Annotated in this window: 16 protein-coding genes; 5 read left to right on the top strand and 11 right to left on the bottom strand. The window is 63.6% G+C overall.

Going from position 1 to position 20,160, the window contains the following annotated elements:
- Positions 1–20 precede the first annotated feature (20 nt).
- From argA to proP, 3 genes are all read left to right on the top strand, one after another.
- The gene (gene argA, locus A3AC_RS0110525; RefSeq protein WP_025598778.1) at positions 21–1,409 is read left to right on the top strand and encodes an amino-acid N-acetyltransferase; all 1,389 of its coding nucleotides are present in this window, start codon (positions 21–23) and stop codon (positions 1,407–1,409) included.
- A 56-nt stretch (positions 1,410–1,465) separates the two neighbouring features.
- Positions 1,466–1,741: an oxidative damage protection protein gene (locus A3AC_RS0110530; RefSeq protein ID WP_013338731.1), complete on the top strand. Its 276-nt coding sequence runs from the start codon at positions 1,466–1,468 to the stop codon at positions 1,739–1,741.
- Between the two features lie 850 nt (positions 1,742–2,591).
- Positions 2,592–4,058 (top strand): glycine betaine/L-proline transporter ProP, encoded by a 1,467-nt coding sequence (proP, locus tag A3AC_RS0110535; protein ID WP_025598779.1) that lies wholly within the window; start codon positions 2,592–2,594, stop codon positions 4,056–4,058.
- A 79-nt stretch (positions 4,059–4,137) separates the two neighbouring features.
- On the opposite strand, the gene A3AC_RS0110540 is transcribed toward proP, so the two are convergent.
- The 4 genes from A3AC_RS0110540 to A3AC_RS0110555 all read right to left on the bottom strand — a co-directional run bounded on the left by A3AC_RS0110540 (position 4,138) and on the right by A3AC_RS0110555 (position 9,180).
- The gene (locus A3AC_RS0110540) at positions 4,138–4,626 is read right to left on the bottom strand and encodes a metallophosphoesterase family protein (RefSeq protein ID WP_025598780.1); all 489 of its coding nucleotides are present in this window, start codon (positions 4,624–4,626) and stop codon (positions 4,138–4,140) included.
- Positions 4,627–4,662: 36 nt separating this feature from the next.
- Positions 4,663–5,238 carry a TMEM175 family protein gene (locus A3AC_RS0110545; RefSeq protein ID WP_025598781.1) on the bottom strand — a complete coding sequence of 192 codons (576 nt, stop codon included), beginning with the start codon at positions 5,236–5,238 and terminating at the stop codon, positions 4,663–4,665.
- A 96-nt stretch (positions 5,239–5,334) separates the two neighbouring features.
- Positions 5,335–6,735 (bottom strand): FAD-containing oxidoreductase, encoded by a 1,401-nt coding sequence (locus A3AC_RS0110550; protein ID WP_025598782.1) that lies wholly within the window; start codon positions 6,733–6,735, stop codon positions 5,335–5,337.
- Positions 6,736–6,876: 141 nt separating this feature from the next.
- On the bottom strand, positions 6,877–9,180 hold the full coding sequence (locus A3AC_RS0110555; RefSeq protein ID WP_025598783.1) for a putative bifunctional diguanylate cyclase/phosphodiesterase: 2,304 nt from the start codon (positions 9,178–9,180) through the stop codon (positions 6,877–6,879).
- Between the two features lie 252 nt (positions 9,181–9,432).
- Here A3AC_RS0110555 and A3AC_RS0110560 point away from each other — a divergent pair, with 252 nt between their 5' ends.
- Positions 9,433–10,032, top strand: coding sequence for a lysozyme inhibitor LprI family protein (locus A3AC_RS0110560; RefSeq protein WP_025598784.1), 600 nt, complete (start codon positions 9,433–9,435; stop codon positions 10,030–10,032).
- A 52-nt stretch (positions 10,033–10,084) separates the two neighbouring features.
- Here A3AC_RS0110560 and A3AC_RS0110565 read toward each other — a convergent pair whose 3' ends face one another.
- Together A3AC_RS0110565 and A3AC_RS0110570 are read right to left on the bottom strand one after the other, a co-directional pair.
- Positions 10,085–10,429, bottom strand: coding sequence for a helix-turn-helix transcriptional regulator (locus A3AC_RS0110565; protein WP_025598786.1), 345 nt, complete (start codon positions 10,427–10,429; stop codon positions 10,085–10,087).
- A gap of 57 nt (positions 10,430–10,486) precedes the next feature.
- Positions 10,487–11,929: an aminotransferase-like domain-containing protein gene (locus tag A3AC_RS0110570; protein ID WP_025598787.1), complete on the bottom strand. Its 1,443-nt coding sequence runs from the start codon at positions 11,927–11,929 to the stop codon at positions 10,487–10,489.
- 169 nt (positions 11,930–12,098) lie between these two features.
- On the opposite strand from A3AC_RS0110570, the gene A3AC_RS0110575 reads away from it, so the two are divergent.
- Positions 12,099–14,450, top strand: a complete 2,352-nt coding sequence (locus A3AC_RS0110575) for an FdhF/YdeP family oxidoreductase (RefSeq protein WP_025598788.1) — start codon at positions 12,099–12,101, stop codon at positions 14,448–14,450.
- On the opposite strand, the gene A3AC_RS0110580 is transcribed toward A3AC_RS0110575, so the two are convergent.
- From A3AC_RS0110580 to A3AC_RS0110600, 5 genes are all read right to left on the bottom strand, one after another.
- The gene (locus A3AC_RS0110580) at positions 14,451–14,957 is read right to left on the bottom strand and encodes a YgjP-like metallopeptidase domain-containing protein (RefSeq protein WP_025598789.1); all 507 of its coding nucleotides are present in this window, start codon (positions 14,955–14,957) and stop codon (positions 14,451–14,453) included.
- An 88-nt stretch (positions 14,958–15,045) separates the two neighbouring features.
- Positions 15,046–16,353 (bottom strand): L-fuconate dehydratase, encoded by a 1,308-nt coding sequence (locus A3AC_RS0110585; protein ID WP_025598790.1) that lies wholly within the window; start codon positions 16,351–16,353, stop codon positions 15,046–15,048.
- 35 nt (positions 16,354–16,388) lie between these two features.
- Positions 16,389–17,330, bottom strand: a complete 942-nt coding sequence (locus A3AC_RS0110590) for an ABC transporter substrate-binding protein (protein WP_025598791.1) — start codon at positions 17,328–17,330, stop codon at positions 16,389–16,391.
- A 91-nt stretch (positions 17,331–17,421) separates the two neighbouring features.
- Complete coding sequence (locus A3AC_RS0110595) at positions 17,422–18,447, bottom strand: ABC transporter permease (RefSeq protein WP_025598793.1); 1,026 nt, start codon at positions 18,445–18,447, stop codon at positions 17,422–17,424.
- 16 nt (positions 18,448–18,463) lie between these two features.
- Entirely contained in the window at positions 18,464–19,975 is a 1,512-nt protein-coding gene (locus A3AC_RS0110600; RefSeq protein ID WP_025598794.1) for a sugar ABC transporter ATP-binding protein, read from the bottom strand.
- Positions 19,976–20,160: the final 185 nt, after the last annotated feature.

Below are 20,160 nucleotides of genomic sequence, written 5' to 3' on the forward strand. Positions count from 1 at the left end.
GGCGCATTATAATCCCGGGCATGAATTCCCAAACCGACCTCGTCCCCGCGCCCGCGAGCGTTCCGGCCCCCGCCGGCACATCGGAAGACCTCGCACAGCACGCGCAATTCGTCGACTGGATGCGCTCAGTCGCCCCTTATATCCACGCGTTCCGCAACAAGACCTTTGTCGTCGGTTTTGGGGGCGAGGTGGTGCATCAGGGGCTCCTGAATGCGCTCGTGTCCGACATCGCGCTGCTGCAGGCCATGGGTATCCAGATCGTGCTGGTGCACGGCTCCCGTCCGCAAGTCGAGGAGCAGATGAGCCTGCACGGCGTGGAGTCGGAGTTTTCACACGGCATGCGAATTACCGACGCGCGCGCGCTCGAGTCCGCGAAAGAGGCGGCCGGCGAAGTGCGCCTGGATATCGAGGCAGCCATCAGCCAGGGCTTGCCGAATACGCCGATGGCGCACGCGCACATCAGCGTCGTGTCGGGCAATTTCGTGACCGCGCGCCCGGTCGGCATTCTGGACGGCGTGGACTTCGCGCACACCGGCGTGGTGCGCAAAATCGACGCGGATTCGATCCGCCATTCGCTCGCGAGCCGCAAGCTCGTGCTGCTGTCGCCGCTCGGCTTCTCGCCCACTGGCGAGGCATTCAATCTGGCCATGGAAGACGTCGCGTCCGCCGCCGCCATCGCGTTGCGCGCCGACAAGATCGTGTTCCTCACTGAAACGCCCGGCCTCATGCAAGCCGGCGAGGAAGGCCCCGAACTCATTCGCGAACTGTCGCTCGACGACGCCTACAAGCTGCACGAAAGCGGCGAAGTGACCGGCGACGCGGGCTTCTATCTGAAGCACTCTATCCGCGCCTGCCGTGGCGGCGTGGCGCGGGCGCACATCATCCCTTATGCGCTCGACGGCAGTTTGCTGCTCGAACTGTTCCTGCACGACGGCGTCGGCACGATGATCTCGTATGAGAACCTCGAAAGCCTGCGCGAGGCCACGCCGGACGACGTCGGCGGCATTCTCGCGCTGATCGAGCCGCTCGAATCGGACGGCACGCTGGTGCGGCGCGGCCGCCATCAGATCGAACGCGACATCGACCATTTTTCGGTGATCGAGCACGACGGCGTGCTGTTCGGCTGCGCCGCGCTGTATCCGTACACGCAGGAGCGCATCGGCGAAATGGCATGCCTCACTGTTGCGCCCGAAGCGCAGGGCACCGGCGACGGCGAGCGGCTGCTCAAGCGCATCGAGCAACGCGCGCGGGCGCGCGGCCTGACGCGCATTTTCGTGCTCACCACGCGCACCGAACACTGGTTCCTGAAGCGCGGCTTCGTCAAGGTCACGGTCGACGACCTGCCCGAAGACCGCCGCCGACTCTACAACTGGCAGCGCAAATCGCTCGTGCTGATGAAACAGCTCTGAGCGGCCTCATATAAGCGCCTGGCCGGTCCCCACATCGATTAGAGGAGAAGCACAGCATGACTCGTATGGTTCAATGCGCGAAGCTCGGCAAGGAAGCCGAAGGCCTCGATTTCCCGCCGCTGCCGGGCGAACTCGGCAAGCGGATCTACGAAAGCATCTCGAAGGAAGCGTGGCAAAGCTGGCTGAAGCAGCAAACCATGCTGATCAACGAAAACCGCCTGAACATGGCCGACCCGCGCGCGCGCCAGTATCTGATGAAGCAGACCGAAAAGTTCTTCTTCGGTGAAGGCGCGGACACCGCTCAGGGCTATGTGCCGCCGGCGGGCGAGTAAGGGCCTCGTGGTCGCTCAGTGGTCAATCAGTGGTCGCTCAGTGGCCACTCAGTGACGGCTCGGTGAGCGCCGGGGTCCCACGGCTGAATCAGCGTCCGCCGCCCGCAACCCGCAGCAACGAGATCCGCGCCTCATGCGCGGATTTTTTTCGTCCGCACACCGGCGCGAAATTCTCTAAACGGTACATTTTCGAGCCGTTTCAAGCCCTTTCTGCACACTGCCGCGATTCTCCGAATCCCCCGCCCGGCAAGGGATCGGACGCCGTAGCCGGCACTCTGAAGCAAAACCGGGTTTGCGCGATCCTCTGTCATCGTGCTAACATGTGCCTCGTTCCAACAGCAATTCACCTTCATTCGCGTTCTCTGACCTTGCGACACCAAGTGCGTGCACTGCGCGTGTCCATCGCGATGGAACAGTTTTTATACAAGAAGGCTTGTCGGTCGTATCGTAGTTTGAGCTTGCCCTGAGGGTCCGCCAAAGGATCGTCCAAGGGTTGTCGCAAAGTTGTCGCAAACGGCGAATCAAGCACCGGCCTTTTTCGTTTCAAGCCTTCCAGTGGCGCAGGTCCGGCTTCCAGCCATCCGCGTCCTCATGCACCTGCCCCGTTTCACGGCCACGCAAGTGCGACAGTCAGCACAATCTAGACGAGTGTTTTTTCGCGACCTGGCTCGCGAGGCACGGGCGCTTGCCGCTTTTGCGGCCTTTGCTGCGCTGCTGCGTTTTCTTTTGACGCGCGCCCACTCTTTCGCCGCCGCGGCGAAGAGGCCCTCGCCCCGTTTGCGAAACTGCACTTCCCAGCAACCGTGGCGGAACGCATCATGAGTTTCGTCGCAGTCATCGGAGTTTTACCTTGACCGCTTCCAGCAACGGCTTCTGGCGACACCAACAAGAACAACGCCTTTCCCTCGACGACATCACCGTCGTCGACAACTCCCTCCTCAAGCGTGCCGTCGGCGCCATGGCGCTCGGCAACGCAATGGAATGGTTCGACTTCGGCGTGTACAGCTACATCGCCGTCACGCTCGGCAAAGTGTTCTTCCCGTCGTCGAGCCCGTCCGCCCAGTTGATCGCGACCTTCGGCACGTTCGCCGCCGCGTTTCTGGTGCGCCCGGTCGGCGGCATGGTGTTCGGGCCGCTCGGCGACCGCATCGGCCGTCAGCGCGTGCTGGCGATGACCATGATCATGATGGCGCTCGGCACCTTCGCGATCGGCCTGATTCCGAGCTACGCGTCGATCGGCATTCTTGCGCCGGCGCTGCTGCTCGTCGCGCGTCTCGTGCAAGGCTTTTCGACCGGCGGCGAATACGGCGGCGCCGCCACCTTCATTGCCGAGTTTTCGACGGACAAGCGCCGGGGCTTCATGGGCAGCTTCCTTGAATTCGGCACGCTGATCGGCTACGTGCTCGGCGCGGGCACGGTTGCGGTGCTGACCGCAACGCTCTCCAACGACGCGCTGCTGTCGTGGGGCTGGCGTGTGCCGTTTCTGATCGCCGGTCCGCTTGGGCTCGTGGGTCTGTACATCCGCATGAAGCTCGAGGAAACGCCCGCGTTCAAGAAGCAGGCCGAGCAACGCGAAGCCGAGGAAAAGGCGCTTCCCAAGCAGTCGTTCCGCCAGCTGCTCGTGCAGCAATGGAAGCCGCTGCTGTTGTGCGTCGGCCTTGTGCTGATCTTCAACGTCACCGACTACATGGCGCTCTCGTATCTGCCGAGCTATCTGTCGGCGACGCTGCACTTCAACGAATCCCACGGTCTTTTCATCGTGTTGATCGTGATGGTGCTGATGATGCCGGCAACGCTCGCCGCGGGCCGTTTGTCGGACGCGATCGGTCGCAAACCGGTGATGCTGCTCGGCTGCGTGGGTCTTTTCGCGCTGTCGATTCCCGCGCTGCTGCTGATCCGCATGGGCACAGTGCTGCCGGTGTTCGCCGGCCTGATGATTCTCGGCATGCTGCTGTCGTGCTTTACGGGCGTGATGCCGTCGGCACTGCCGGCGTTGTTCCCGACGAAGATCCGTTATGGCGCGCTTGCCATCGGCTTCAACATTTCCGTGTCGCTGTTCGGCGGTACGACGCCGCTCGTGACCGCATGGCTCGTCGACCGCACCGGCAATCTGATGATGCCCGCGTATTACCTGATGGGCGCGTCGCTGATCGGCATCGTCTCCGTGGTCGCGCTGCGCGAAACCGCCCGCAAGCCGCTGCTCGGCTCGGGCCCGTGCGTCGCGACGCGCGCGGAAGCGCACGCCGTGCTGCGCGGCGAGCGTGAAGCCGAAGAGATGGACGAACGTTACGCCGCGACCGCTACGGCGCGTGCGTGATCAAATGAGGCGCGGCGCGCTGCCGCGCTGTTCATGAGAATCTGTGCAAGACGGGCCGGCTTTACAGCCGGCCCGTTTTTCATTTGATCAGCAGATCGAATCTCGCCGCCGCCCGCGCACCTTCGACAATCACAATGCCCGCCGAAACGGGCAACTTGAAACGCCGTGGTCCTGCACTGCCGGGATTGACGAAGAGCACACCGTCGCGTTCGCTGATCGACGGCTTGTGCGAATGGCCGGTCACCACCACGCCGATGCCCTCCTTGCGCGGATCGGCTGGCACGTCGGCGATGTCGTGCACGACCAGAATCGTGACTTGCTGCACGGTGAGCGTCGCTTGGCTCGGCAGGGACGCGGCCCAGTCGCCGATGTCGTTATTGCCGCGCACGACTGTAAGCGGTGCGAGTTTCGCGAGCGCGTCGAGCACGGCCGGGTTGCAAATGTCGCCCGCATGGACGATGGCGTCGCAGCCCGCGAGATAGTCGAGCGCTTCCGGCCGCACGAGGTTGTGTGTGTCGGAGATCAGGCCGATGCGGCTTGGCGGCGAACGATGTGTGGATGAGGTCATGAAGACACTATCTCGCGAGCTTCAACGCGAGCACGCTCAGGTTTCCAGCACGTGTTCGATACGCCGGTCCGGCACCAGCCACCACGCGGCGGCGAGTGCGTACAGCGCCGCCGACAGCCAGGGCACAACGAACGCGAGCACGATGCCCGCCAGATAGATGCCGACAGATACCCTGCCCTTGAAGTCGTTGCCGACCGCCTTTGCCAGTGTCGAATCGCGGCCATGCTGACGAACGAGCAAGCGCGTCAGAATGAAATAGGCAATCGCCGACATGAAGAGCACGACGCCGTACATCGCGGTCGGCCAGGAAGCCAGATGATTTTCGCCGACCCAATGCGTGACAGCAGGTAGCAGCGACAGCCAGAAGAGCAGATGCAGATTGGCCCACAGCACCCCGCCGTTGACCTTCTGCACCGCATGGAACATGTGGTGATGGTTGTTCCAGTAAATGCCCACGTAGATGAAGCTCAGCACATACGCGCCGAACACCGGCACGAGCGGCCGCAGCGCGGCCAGGTCGAAGCCTTCCGGCACCTTGATCTCGAGCACCATGATCGTGATGATGATGGCGATCACGCCATCGCTGAAGGCTTCGACGCGTCCCTTGCCCATCGGCTGTTCCTCGAGTGAATGCGGGGTTGAATGTGCACCGCTCGGGATTATCCGCGATGCCAGGACGCCTTGTCGATCCGCGCCTCGCGGGCCGCGCTACTTCATGGGCCTCAGACCGTCGAGCAAAGTAGGAATCAACTCGCTGATGGTCGGATGAATGTGCATCGCGTATTGCAAGGTCGGATACGGCGCGCCCGCCGTCATGATGTCGATGAACGTGTGGATCGCCTCGTCGCCTTCTATGCCGTGAATCGCCGCGCCGAGAATCTGCTTGCTGCGCGCATCGGCGAGCACCTTCATGAAGCCGTCGGTTTCGCCGCGTTCGCGCGCGCGGCCCACGCGCGACATGGGCATCGTCGCGATCAGTGCCTCGCGGCCGCTCTTGCGCACGTCTTCTTCGGAGAGCCCAACGCGCGCGAGCGGCGGATCGACGAATACCGCGTACGCCATGACGCGCGTGTCGACCGTGCGCGCACCGCCGTCGAGCAGATTGGCCGCGACGATCTGGTAATCGTCATAAGACGTGTGGGTAAAAGCGCCGCGCCCGTTGATGTCGCCGATTGCCCACACGCCCGGCACGTTGGTGCGCAACTGGCTGTCCACAGGAATCGTGCCGTGCCGGTCTGTCTCGATGCCGGCGGCGGCAAGGCCGAGATCATCCGTATTCGGTTCGCGCCCGGTCGCGAACAGCAGGTGCGACGCCTCGAGCGCCGGCACGTTCTGCTCGAAGCCAATGCACACTTCATTCTCGCGATGCGGATGCGGCTCGACCCGCGAAGGCTGCATGCCGAAGCGAAACTCCACGCCTTCGCGTGCGAGTACCTTCTGCACCGACTCCGCGAGATCGGCGTCCTCGCGCGTGAGTACGCGGTCCCCGCGCACCAGCACGGTCACTTCGCTGCCGAACCGGCGAAACACCTGCGCGAATTCGAGCGCGATATAACTCCCGCCGACAATCACGAGCCGGCTCGGCAACTCGGTCAGCTCGAGCATGCTGGAGTTGGTGTAATAGCGGATTCGCTCTATACCTTCGAGCGGCGGCACCACCGCGCGCGTGCCCGTATTGAGGAAGATTTCGCCGGCGCTCAGTTCGTGCAGCAGCGTGCCGTCCGGTCCGCTGATGGACAGCGCATGCGGTCCTGTGAAGCGTGCATGGCCGTTGAATACGGTGATGTTTTCCGTGCCGCGCAGCCATTGTTCGACGCCGTCGCGTGACTGCCCGATGATCTTGTCCTTGCGCGCCTTCACCGCCGAGAGTTCGACGTTGACCGCGCCGCTCACCAGCACGCCGAGCCGTGCAGCATGGCGCGCCACGTGCGCCGCGCGCGCGCTCGCCACATACGCCTTGGTCGGCGTGCAGCCGACGTTCACGCAAGTCCCGCCGAATGCCGCGCGTTCGATCACCGCCGTGCGGCGGCCGCTTTTGCCAAGACGAACGGCGAGCGGCGCACCGCCCTGCCCGGTGCCGATCACGACTGCGTCGAAGTGCTGTGCCATGGCGACTCTCCTCGCGGCTCGTATGCTGGTCGTTGCATCTTACGCCCAGTCGCCGCCAGGCTTGCGCCATGCTGCCAATTGCGGAGCGACTACCCGCAACGCCCCAGCGGCATCGTCATACCGGGTAACGCACAAGGCGGCTCAGCTCGCCGCGGGCACACACGCATCCGCCAGTGCGCGCGCATAGGCGCTCGCACCCACCGGCCGGCTGTACAGATAGCCCTGCTGCTTGTCGCAATCGATGGATCGCAGAAACGCCGCCTGCTCGGGTGTCTCCACGCCTTCCGCGGTGACGTTCATGCCTAGCGAATGCGCCATTGCCACCACGGCCTGCGTGATCGCAATCGAATCGCGATGATCCGGCAAGCCCGCGACGAACGACCGGTCGATCTTGAGGTTGTGCAGCGGAAAGCGCTTCAGATACGACAGCGACGAATAGCCGGTGCCGAAGTCATCGACGGAAATGCGCACGCCGGTCGCGCTCAGTGCCTGCAGCATGGGCAGCACTGTGTCGCTGTCGCTCATCAGAAGCCGCTCGGTGATTTCGAGTTCGAGCGCCGCGGGCTCCAGCCCGGACTGGTCGAGACAGCGCCCGATCCGCTCGACGAGGCCGTCGTTGAACTGGCGCGGCGACAGATTCACCGCGACAATCAGGTCGGGCGCGAGCGTACGCCGCCAGTGCGCCGCCTGCTTGCACGCGTGCGCGAGCACCCATTCCCCGATCTCCGCGATCAGGCCCGCGTCTTCCGCAACCGGAATGAACTCGACCGGCGAGACGTTGCCAAGCTCGCTGTTGTACCAGCGCAGCAGCGCCTCGGCGCCGATGGTCCGGCCGCCGTGACTGTCGACGATCGGCTGGTACACAAGGCTCAGCTCATTGGCCGCGAGCGCACGGCGCAGCGACTGCTCGATCACGAAGCGGCGCTGCAACTGCTGATTGAGCTCGGCGGTAAAGAACTGGAAGTTGTTACGGCCGCGCTGCTTCGCGTGATACATGGCCGAGTCGGCGTTGCGCATCAGCGTGGGCGCGTCCTGGCCGTCTTCGGGAAAGCGGCTGATGCCGATCGAAGCACCCAGGTAGTACTCGTTGTCCGCCACCGCGAACGGCACCGCGATCGCGTCGAGGATACGGCGGGCTAGCGCGATCAACTGGTCGTTGCAGTCGCACGCGCTGACCACGATCACGAACTCGTCGCCGCCCACCCGCGCAAGCGTGTCTTCGTGGCGCACGCAACCGGCGAGCCGCTCGGCGACGCTCTTGAGCAACGCGTCGCCGGCTTCGTGACCGGCGGTGTCGTTGACCTTCTTGAAGCCGTCCAGATCGACGAACAGCACCGCGACACTCGTCATATCGCCGCTGCCGTTCGGGCCGCCGGGCGCGAACAGGCTGTTCATCCGCTCGGTCAGATAGGCGCGGTTGTAGAGGCCGGTGAGGGAATCGCGGGTGGCCAGGAATTTGAGCTGGCGCTGGGCTTCGCGCACCGGCCCGATATCGGTGAAAGAGATCAGCACGGAGTCGGGCTTGCTCTGGCCGGGCTTGAGGATCGGCACCACATTCTCGGTGACCCAGATCACTTCGCCGCTGACCAGTTCGATGGCGATTGTGACGTCGAGCATCGGTTTGCCGGTGGCGAACACCTGGTTGGTGGGCCGCTCGTCTTCCGCGACCGGCGAGCCGTCCTCGCGAAAGCCGCGCACCATCACGGTGCGAATGCTGCGTCCGATGATTTGCGGCCCCGTGCGCAGCATGCGCTGCGCACTCGGATTGCAGGCCAGCACGACGCCCGCGCGCGACTGCACGACGATGCCTTCGATCAGATGATCGACCACGAGCCGATGATGCTCCTCGCTGTGCGCGAGACGTTGCGCCATGGCGTCCTGATGCACGGCGAGCCCGACGCTGCGGCTGATGTCGCGCAGCATGGTCTCTTCCTGCGCGGTGGGCCGGCGCGGCTCGCGATAATAGACGGCAAACGCGCCCAGCACCGCGCCGGCGTCGTTTTCGAACGGCACCGACCAGCACGCGCGCAAGCCGAACGGCAACGCCAGCGCGCGGTAGTCCGCCCACAGCGGATCTGTCTCGATGTCCTCGACGACCACGAGGCGCCGCTCGTACATCGCCGTGCCGCACGAGCCCGCGCAAGGACCGATCGTCGCGCCGTCGATCGCCGCGCTGAAGCGCTTGGGCAGCGACGGCGCGCCGCCCATGCGCACATGCATGCCGTCTTCATCGAGCAGCAGGATCGAGCACGACGCGCCCGCGCCCAGCAGCGCTTCCGCGCGGCGACACACCTCGTCCAGCACTTCCGGCAACGGCGTATTGCGGGTGATGAGCCTCAACACGCTGCGCTCCGACGCCAGCACCTCTTCGGCCAGATCCGGCCGGTAACGGCAATCCTCGGGCGTCGCTCCCATCTCCATACGTGATGTCGCTTCGCGGTTCATATATGCGCCCCCCAACCCAACATCGGCAAGATTATGTAAGCAGCGCACCAGGGTATACCCGTTGACTGCCCAGATATTTTCCCTGCGCACACCGCCTGCGCGCCGTGCCTTGCACTATCGCGACATACACCGCGCCGCGCAAGGAAACATCTGGTAATCACTTGCCGGGACTGCTGCCTGTTCCGGCGTCTGCATGACGCGCGATTGGACGATCATCCGCTGCATGAGCAACCTCGCATCGCGTGAATCGTCATGAAAATCGTCCGCCCCGTTATGCTCGCCGCGCTGCTGATCGTGCATCCGTTCGCTCAGGCCGCGAGCTTCGATTGCAGCAAGGGACGCTCTCTCACCGAAAAGATGATCTGCAACGACCCCGCGCTGTCGCGTCTCGACGATACGCTGGGGCAACTCTACTGGAAAGCGCGACGAAAAGTGAGCGACCGACGCGCCTTCATCACCGACAGCGACAGCAAATGGGCGTGGCGCGAGGCCAACTGCCGCGACGCCGCGTGTCTTGGGACGTGGTATGGCACGCGTATCGACGAGTTGCAGCAAGTGCTTGCGGGCATGCAGCGAAGCCCCGCGGCGGCGAGTGAAACGATCTCTGCCACCGCCGCGCCAGCGCATTCCGGCAACGAACCTGGGCTCGCGCAACCGCAGCGGCGAAGCAAGCCGCCGGTGCCCGTGCCTTCTACCGCCGACACCGCGATGCTTCAGTGCACGGCCGCGCATCCGGGTCTTGTGATCGGCGAGCAGTGCCCGAACGTGATCGGGCAGAGCGGCAGTCCGTGGAAATACCGGCCGCATGGCGGCGACTGGTTCTGCGGCGTCGCGATGTTGGACCGCACGTGAGCAAGGATCGGCGCGACGTGGTTCGCGGCTTTGTTCGCAACTTCGTCATCAATCAGTGAAGCCTCGGCGGCACGTCCGCATCCGGCGACTCCGGGTCGGGCTCGCCGTCCTCCGTGGGCCCGCCCGCGCCGAACAGCCCGGCGCATACATCGCGGCCCGTGTCCGTGAGACGCGCGGTGCCCGCGCCCTCTTCGTCGAACGTCGTCTGCACGAGGCCGCCATCGACGAGCACCGTCAACTGCCGCCGCAGCACACTCATCGGCACGTTGGCCTGCTTCGACAGCTTCGCGAGCGACCACGCGCCGCCGGGCATCGTCCGCGCGGGCCTTTCGCTTTGCGCGCGCCACAGTTGCCCGAGCACGGCGAGCAGCAACGGGTCGATTTCATCGTCATCCATTCATGTCTCCCTGTTTTATCCGCCGAGCGCATTTCTGCACGCCGCGACGGTACTGCTTCACGCCATCTGGGCCACCAGCTCGCCGAGTGTTTTTAGCGCCGCCTCGCTTTGCGCCGTCCACGGATAGCTGTAGTTGAGCCGGATGAAGTGGCGGAAATGGTTGCGTGTCGAAAACATCATGCCGGGCCCGACGGTGATGCTGCGCGCGAGCGCCGCCTGATACAGCTTCATCGAATCGACGCGCTCAGGCAACTCCACCCACAGCACGTAGCCGCCCTGCGGCGCCGAGATGCGCGTGCCGGCCGGAAAAAAACGCCGCACCATCGCGCTCATGATGCTCGCCTGCTGGCGATAAACCTTGCGAACGTGCCGCAGATGCCGGTCGTAGCCGTCCTGACGCAGATAATCGGCCACGGCGACCTGCGGCACGGAAGGCGTCGTCAGTGTGTTGAGAAACTTGAGCTTCTCGACCTGCGCGCGATAACGCCCGGGCAGCGCCCAGCCTATCCGGTACGACGCGGTCAGGCTCTTCGAAAACGACGCGCAATGCAGCACCAGCCCCTGCGTGTCGAAGCTTTTCAATGTCGACGGCCGCGTCTCGCCAAAATACAGCTCCTGATAGACATCGTTTTCGATCACGGGAATCTGATGCGAGGCGAGCAGTTCCACGAGTTGCCGCTTGCGCGCGTCCGGCATCTGGAAGCCGAGCGGGTTCTGGAAGTTCGGCATCACCATGCACGCGGCGACCTTCTGTCTCGCGATCACCTGCGCCAATGCGTCGATGTCGATGCCGTCGACAGGATGAGTCGCCACCTCGATCGCCCGCATGCCCAGCCGCTCGATGGCATGCAGCATCGCGTAATAAGTCGGCGATTCGACGGCCACCGTGTCGCCGGGTTTCGCGACCGCCTGCAGGCTGAGATTGATGGCCTCCGTCGCACCGAGCGTGATGACGAGTTCACCGGGATCGACAGGCATGCCGTTCTCGGCGTAGCGGCGCGCGATCTGCCGGATCAGTTCCGGGTTGCCGGGCGGCAGATCGTCGATCAGGTTCCAGCTTGCCTGACGGCGCGCAATTGCGTTCGCATACTGATTGATGCGCCGCCAGGGAAAGAGCGAAGGATCCGGATACGGCGAGCCGAACGGCACGGCGTCCTGCGCACGGATGCTGCGCAGTGTCGAGAGCACGAGGCGGCTCACGTCGACTTCGGCGGCAACGGGCGTTATGGGCGTTGCCGGCGGCATGATTTTGCCGTCCACGCGCCGCGTCTCGGGCCTGAACGCACTGAGCGCCGCTTCGCGCACGAAAAAACCCGACTGCGGACGCGTTTCGACGATGCCCCGGCTTTCCAGTAGCGCGTAAGCATGCAGCACGGTCTTGATGCTGACGCCATGCTGCTGACTGGCCTGGCGCACCGACGGAATACGCTCGCCCGCCGCAAACACGCCGCGGCGCACGGCTTCGGTGATCTCGTCGGCGAGCTTTTCGTAGAGTTTCAAGGACGTGGCTCAAGGAAAGGGAACCTCTCGCGCGCCAGTCTATGACAAAACGCAAGGAGCCAGAACTGTACCCCTTCCCTTTTTGTTTTTCTGTATGCTGCACTGCGATTGGAACACAGTAGGCTTGTCACATCGGCTAAAGGCCATGACAGACCACGCGCGGCACCTTATGAAGAACACCGACACCCGCAGCAACCCAGTCGCAGACCCGAGCAGCGGCGCCCGTATCGAGCCGTATAAGCACCCGGCCGCCGGCTGGGGCGCGCTCAAGTACGTCGCCATCAACCTGATCAAGGAAAAGGTGACGGGCGGCAATTACCGCACGCTGCTCAAGCAGAATCAGCCGGACGGCTTCGACTGCCCGGGCTGCGCATGGCCCGACCGCGAACATGCGTCCACCTTCGAATTCTGCGAGAACGGCGTGAAGGCGGTGGCCGCGGAGGCCACCAGCAAGCGCGTGACGCCCGCCTTCTTCGCGGAGCACACGGTCGCTGAACTGATGGCGCAGTCCGACTTCGAACTCGAACAACACGGCCGGCTGACCGACCCGCTGGTCTATGACGCGCTCAGCGACCGCTACGTGCCGATCGGCTGGGACGAAGCGTTCGATCTGATCGCCGGCCACCTGAAGCGCCTTGACGATCCCAATCAGGCTGCGTTCTACACGTCGGGCCGCGCGAGTAACGAAGCTGCGTTTCTCTACCAGTTGTTCGTGCGCATGTACGGCACCAACAATTTCCCCGATTGCTCGAACATGTGCCATGAAGCGACGAGCCGCGGCTTGCCGCATACCGTGGGCATCGGCAAGGGCACGGTCACGCTGGACGACTTCGAACACGCGGACACGCTGCTTATCTTCGGCCAGAATCCGGCGACCAACCATCCGCGCATGCTCGGCGAATTGCGCGAGTGCGCGAAGCGCGGCGCGACCATCGTGTCGATCAACCCGCTTAAGGAGCGCGGCCTCGAGCGTTTTGCGAGCCCGCAGCATCCGGTGGAAATGCTCACGCTCGGCAGCACGAAGATCAGTTCCGTGTTCATCCGCCCGAAAGTCGGCGGCGACTTCGCGCTGCTCAAGGGCGTGGCCAAGCGCGTGATCGAACTCGACGACGAAGCGCTGGCATCGGGCCTTTCACGCGTGCTCGACGTCGCGTTCATCGCCGAACATACGGTGGGCTTCGAGGCGTTCGCGGAGGACCTGCGCGCCGAAAGCTGGGACACCATCGTCGCGGAATCGGGCGTGCCGTATGAAGACGTGCTCAAGCTCGCCGACATCTACGCGAAGGGCCGCGCGGTGATTTCGACGTGGGGCATGGGTCTCACGCAGCACAAGAATTCGGTGCCGACGGTGCAGCTGCTGTCGAACCTCATGATGATGCGCGGCAATATCGGCCGGCGCGGCGCGGGCCTGTGCCCGGTGCGCGGCCACTCGAACGTGCAGGGCGACCGCACCGTCGGCATCGAGGAAAAGCCCACCCAGGCGTTTCTCGACCGGCTCGGCGAGGTCTACCATTTCGCGCCGCCGCGCGAGCATGGGCTCGACGTGGTCAACACCATTCAGGCGATGCTCGACGGCAAGGTGAAAGTGTTCATCGGCCTTGGCGGCAACTTCTCGATTGCGACGCCCGACACGCCGCGCACATGGGAAGCGATGCGCTCATGCGATCTCACCGTGCACATCACGACCAAGCTGAACCGCAGCCACCTCGTGCATGGCCGCGACGCGCTCATTCTGCCGACGCTCGGGCGCACCGAGATCGACTTGCAGAACGGCATCGCGCAAGGCGTGAGCGTCGAGGATTCGATGAGCATGGTGCATATCTCGTACGGCATGAACAAGCCGGCCTCGGAGAACCTGCTCTCGGAGATCGCGATCGTCGCGCGCATGGCGCATGCGACGCTCGGCAGCAACAAGGTGGACTGGCTCGCGCACGCCGCGGATTATTCGCTGATTCGCGACGGCATTGCCAAAGTGATCGACGGTTTCCACGATTACAACGAGCGCCTCAAGCGCCCCGGCGGCTTTCATCTGGGCGTCGCGTCGCGCGAACGAATCTGGAAGACGCCGAGCGGCAAGGCGCAGTTTCTCGTGCATGCCATTGCGCTCGACACGCCGATTCATCGCGCGCGCGAGCAGCATGGCGAACGCCTGATGACCTTGATGACGACACGCTCGCACGATCAGTACAACACGACGATCTACGGCCTCGACGACCGCTATCGCGGCGTGTACGGACAGCGGCGCGTGCTGTTTGCGAACAAGGAAGACATCGCAATGCTGGGTTTCGCGGCCGGCCAGCGCGTGGATATCACGAGCGTTTGGGCCGACGGCATCGAGCGTCACGCGGATGGTTTTCTGCTTGTCGAATACGATATTCCGCGCGGTTGCCTTGGCGCCTACTATCCGGAGACGAACCCGCTCGTGCCGCTGTCGTCCGTCGCGGACGGCGCCGGCACGCCGACTTCGAAGTCGATTCCTGTGTTGCTGAAGGCGTCGGCGCTCGAGGCGGCCGCTGCCTGATCAATCACGCAGACCCTTGGCCAGATCGCGATGCGTGAGGTAAAGCCGCAGATCGAATTCGATCTGATGGTAACCCGGCTGCATGAACTCGCAGAGGCGGTAGAACGCCTTGTTGTGCTCGCTTTCCTTCAGATGCGCGAGTTCGTGCACCACGATCATTTTCAGAAACTCCGGCGCTGCCGTTTTGAATAGCGACGCGATGCGGATTTCCTTCTTCGCCTTGAGCTTGCCGCCCTGCACCCGCGAAATGCTGGTGTGCAGGCCCAACGCATGACGCATCACGTCGAGCTTGCTGTCGTAGACGACCTTGTCGATCTGCTCGGCGCTGCGCAAATGCTCGCGCTTCAGTTCGGCGCAATACGTGTAGAGGGCGCGGTCCGTTTGCACGTCGTGTGCGTTCGGGTAGCGTGCGGCGAGGTACGGGCCGAGCTTGTCGTCGGCGATCAGTTTCTTGACTTTCTCCAGCAGCGCGGGAGGATAGCCGCTCAGGCATTTCAGGTGGTGCATGGTCGTGTGCCGGCGTTGGCGGCCCGCATTTCGACTGCAATGCGAGCCGCTAAACGCGCAGTTTACACGGCTGCCTCGCGACGATGCCTCACGCGCGCCAGACCGGCCCGTCAGGAAAGTCGTGCTGATCGAGCGAGGCCGCATGAATTTCGATGCTGTAGCCAGGACTTTGCGGCGGCATATAGCGGCCGTTGCGAATCACTACGGGATCGACGAAATGCTCGTGCAGATGGTCCACGTATTCGAGCACGCGGTTTTCCAGCGACGCCGACACGCAGATATAGTCGAACAGCGAAATGTGCTGGACGTACTCGCATAAACCGACGCCGCCCGCATGCGGACACACCGGCACGCCGAACTTGGCCGCCATCAGCAGCACGACGATCACTTCGTTAAGACCGCCGAGGCGGCAACTATCCACCTGGCAGAAGTCGATGGCATGCGCCTGCAGCAACTGCTTGAACATCACGCGGTTATGACAGTGCTCGCCGGTTGCCACGCCGATCGGCGCAAGCCGCTCACGGATCGCGGCGTGACCGAGAATGTCGTCGGGGCTCGTGGGCTCCTCGATCCACCACGGGTCGAATTGCGCCAGATGCCGCATGTTCGCGATGGCTTCATCCACGTCCCATACCTGGTTCGCGTCCATCATCAGTTTGCGTTCGGCGCCGATTTCCTCGCGCAGAATGCGGGCGCGCCGCATGTCTTCCGCGAGATTGCCGCCCACCTTCTGCTTGAAATGCGTCCAGCCCTGCGCAACGCCTTCGCGCGCGAGGCGGCGGATCTTGTCGTCGTCGTAGCCGAGCCAGCCCGCGGAGGTGGTGTAAGCCGGATAGCCGTGCGCGAGCATTTCGCTCTCGCGCGCGGCCTTCGTGCCCGCATGACGATGCAGCATCGCAATCGCTTCGTGCGGCGTGATGACGTCCGTCACATAGCGGAAGTCGAGACACCGCACCAGCTCTTCGGGGCTCATGTCGACGAGCAGCTTCCACACCGGCTTGCCTTCCGCTTTCGCCCACAGGTCCCAGACCGCGTTGACGACCGCCGCCGTGGCCAGATGAATCGCGCCCTTGTCCGGGCCGATCCAGCGCAACTGGCTGTCCGACGTCAGTGCGCGCCAGAAGGCGCCCATGTCCGCGGCAATCTCCTCAAGCGTTTTACCGACGACGAGCGGCGCGAGCGCCTCCACCGCTTTCACGCAGATCTCGTTGCCGCGTCCGATTGTGAACGTCAGGCCGTGGCCTACCAGTGCGTTTGGTGCGCCAGGCGCGTCCGTTTCGAGCGTTACGTAGGTGGCCGAATAATCAGGCGCGGCGTTCATCGCATCCGAGCCGTCGAGCGAACGCGAAGTCGGAAAGCGGATGTCCCGCACCGACAGTCTGGTGATGGTGGTCATGGGTACGCTCCAAGGCGGCTCTATTCAGGCGACGATCAATCGTAGAGCACCGCCGCGATCTTCGGATCGCTCATGTTGCTCTTGTCGTACCAGTAAAAGCCGGTGTCGACTTTCTTCGGCAGCTTTTCGCCCTTGAGCGCCTTGACCGCGGAATCGACGACACACTTGCCGATGCCGATCGGGTTCTGCGTAATCGCGCCCGCCATAAGCCCCGAGTTGATGTCGTCCTTTTGCTCCTTGCCCGAGTCGTAGCCGATCAGCACGAGCTTCTTGCCCGACTCCTTCACGCCGATTGCCGCACCTTCCGCGGAACCTTCATTCGCGCCGAATATGCCCTTGAGATTCGGATTCGCCTGGATCATCGCCTTGGCGATTTCCGCTGACTTCAAATGGTCGCCGCCGCCATACTGCACGGAGACGATCTTCACGTTCGGGTGTTTGCTCTTCATTTCGTTGAGGAACCCGTCGCGCCGGTCGATGCCGGTGCGGCTCGTCTGGTCGTGCACGATCACGCCGACTTCGCCCGCATTGCCGATTGCATCTGCCATCTTGTCCGCGGCGAGCGCGGCTGCGGCGAGATTGTCGGTCGCGCAGGTGGTGAGCGGAATGTCGCTGTCCACGCCGGAGTCGAAGGCGATCACCGGGATTTTCGCGGCCTGCGCTCTTCTCAAGAGCGGAATCGCGGCCTTGCTGTCGAGCGCGGCGATGCCGATGGCTTGCGGTTTTTTCGCGAGCGCGGCCGACAGCATGTCGATCTGCTTGTCGACCATCGCCTCCGTTTCAGGGCCCTCGAACGTAATTCTGACCTTGTGTTCCTTCGCGCCCTGCTCGGCGCCGGCTTTCACGGCCTGCCAGAACTGATGCTGAAAGCCCTTCGAGATGAGCGGAATATAAACGTCCTCCGCATGCGCGAGAGTGGTTGCGCCGATAAGCGCGCTCAAGCCAAGCACGACGCCGAATGCTTTTCGATTCAACATGGACTATCTCCTCTAAGGTGTGGACCCTTCTTCTTCAGCCGTCGAGGAAGCCTTTGTGCGCCTCCTCTTGTTGATATTGTGCGGCGCGGGCTCAGCGCTTCCTGCGTCGCAGGATGTCGGCGTAAACCGCGAGAATGATGATGAGGCCCGTCACCACGATCTGCCATTCCTGGGCGACCGACATGATGCGCAAGCCATTGGTCAGCACGCTCATGATGAACGCGCCGATGATCGTGCCGAGTATCGTGCCCGAGCCGCCCGAAAGTGACGTGCCGCCGATCACGACGGCAGCAATCGCCTCGAGCTCGTAGCCCTGCCCGAGCGCCGGCTGAGCCGAATTCAGACGCGACGCGATCAAAAGCCCAGCAACGCCGCAAATCGCGCCGCCGAGGCCATAAATGGCGATCTTCCAGCGGTCGACGTTGACGCCTGAAAGGCGCACCGCCTCTTCGTTGCTGCCGAGCGCGAAGGTGTAGCGGCCGAGCGCGGTGCGATTGAGCGTGATCGAGCTTGCGATCGCTAGAAAAAACAGGATCAGTACCGCGTTCGGAATGGGCAGGCTCGGCAATAGGTAACCGATCAGCGAGTCCTGCGAAATCATGTAGAAGTTCTCGGTATCGGTGAAATAGATCGGCTTGTCCGCCGACACGACGAGCGAGAGCCCCTTGAGCAACAACATCATGCCGAGCGTCGCGATGAACGGCGGGATTTTCATCTTCGCGGTGAGCGTGCCGGAGATCGTCCCGCAGATCGCGCCGGTGCCGATTGCGGCGAGCACGCCGAGCCACATCGGCAGATGCCAGTAAGTGAGGAACACGCCGCAAATCACTGCGGTAAAGGTCATCAGGGTGCCGACCGAGAGGTCGATGCCACCCGTGATGATGACGAACGTCGAGGCAATCGCCAGCACGCCGTTGACCGCTGTCGCCTGCAGAATGCCGAGGATGTTGTCCATCTGCATGAAAGCCGGCGACGCGAAGCTGAAGAACACCAGCAGCAGAATCAGGCTCGCGAACGCAAGCAGCTTCTGCAAAGCCGTGGGCGAGAAGATGCGGGCCTTCAGTCCGCTCAGGCGCCGCTCGCCGGTCAGTGCGGGAGAATCGGATTGCAGTGTCATAGCGTCCTCACGCGGCTCACGCCGCTTTCAGGGTTTGGCGCTGCGTGGCCAGATGCATGATGCGCTCCTGCGTCGCCTCGGCTGCGCCGAGTTCGCCGGTAATGCGGCCCTCGCACATCACGACGATGCGGTCGCTCATGCGCAGAATCTCCGGCAACTCCGACGAGATCATCACGATCGCCTTGCCTTCGTCCGCGAGCGCGCGCAGCAGCTTGTAGATTTCGCTCTTTGCGCCGACGTCGATGCCGCGCGTGGGTTCGTCGAAGAACAGCACGTCGCAGTTGCGCTCGAGCCACTTCGCAATGACGATCTTCTGCTGGTTGCCGCCCGACAGCAGGCGCACTTCCTGCGCGGCAGACGGCGTGCGGATCGCGAGCAGATTGATGAAATGGTTCGCGCGGCGGCGCATCCGCGCGCGACGCAGGAAGAAGTTGCACGACAGGAAGTCCCGCAGGTTCGACATGACGATGTTCGACTCGACGTCCATGCCGGTTGCGAGGCCGAAGCGCTTGCGGTCTTCCGAGAGATAGCCGATGCCGTGCGCAACCGCATCGCGGGGATGCCTGATCGACGCCTTGGCGCCTTTCACGAAGATCTCGCCGGACTCGACGGGATCGGCGCCGAACACCGCGCGCGCGACTTCGGTGCGCCCAGCGCCCATCAAACCGGCAAAGCCGAGAATCTCGCCCTGGCGCACGGTAAAGCTCACGTCGCGCACGAGCGGGCCGGCGTTCAGGTTTCTCACTTCGAGCGCAGTCTCTCCTTGCGTCGCGGCGCGCGCCGAGGGAGTCGTATCGCTTAACGTGCGCCCGACCATCATGCCGATGATGGCCTGAACGGTGGTGTTCGCGGCGTCGACGGTGGCCACATACTCGCCGTCGCGCAGTACGGTAACGCGGTCGGCGATCTGCTTTAACTCGTCCATCTTGTGCGAGATGTAGATGATGCCAACGCCCCGCGCTTTCAGTTCGCGGATGATGCGGAACAGCTCGGCAATTTCGGCGTCGTTGAGCGCAGAGGTGGGCTCGTCCATGATGAGCACGCGCGAATCGAAGGACAACGCCTTGGCGATCTCGACCATCTGTTGGCTGGCGACCGTGAGGTCGCCGACCATCGCGCGCGGATCGAGTTTCACATGCATGCGCGAGAGGATTTCACGCGCTTGCGCATTCAGCTTGTCTTCGTCGAGAAAGAGGCCGAGCCGCCCGCGCGGCTCGCGGCCGATGAAGATATTTTGCGCGACGGTGAGGTGATTCATCAGTTGGAGTTCCTGATGAATGATGCCGACGCCGACGGCTTGCGCGTCACGCGGGCTCGCGAAATGGACCGGCTCGCCGTTCAGGAGGATTTCGCCGGAATCGCGCGAGTACACGCCGGCCAGGATTTTCATCAGCGTGGATTTGCCGGCGCCGTTCTCGCCCATCAGCGCGTGGACTTCGCCTGCCATCAGTTCGAACTGGACGTCGTGAAGCGCCCGCACGCCGGGAAAGCTCTTGCTGAGCTTGTTGACGGAAATCAGCGGGGTCATGGCGCCAGGCCAACGGCGATTGCACGGCAAACGCTCGTCTCAACCCGGAAGGCGGGACGCGAAAGCGCCGGAGGGCGCCGGGTTGTTCGACTGTAATCGCAACGAGAAGCCAGGCACATTGCTGGACCCCCAAACCGATGTCCGACGATTCTACGACGCCCGGCGGCAACGGCTCAAGTGCAGGC

It is taken from the genome of Burkholderia sp. WSM2230 (assembly GCF_000472445.1).
Taxonomy (GTDB): domain Bacteria; phylum Pseudomonadota; class Gammaproteobacteria; order Burkholderiales; family Burkholderiaceae; genus Paraburkholderia.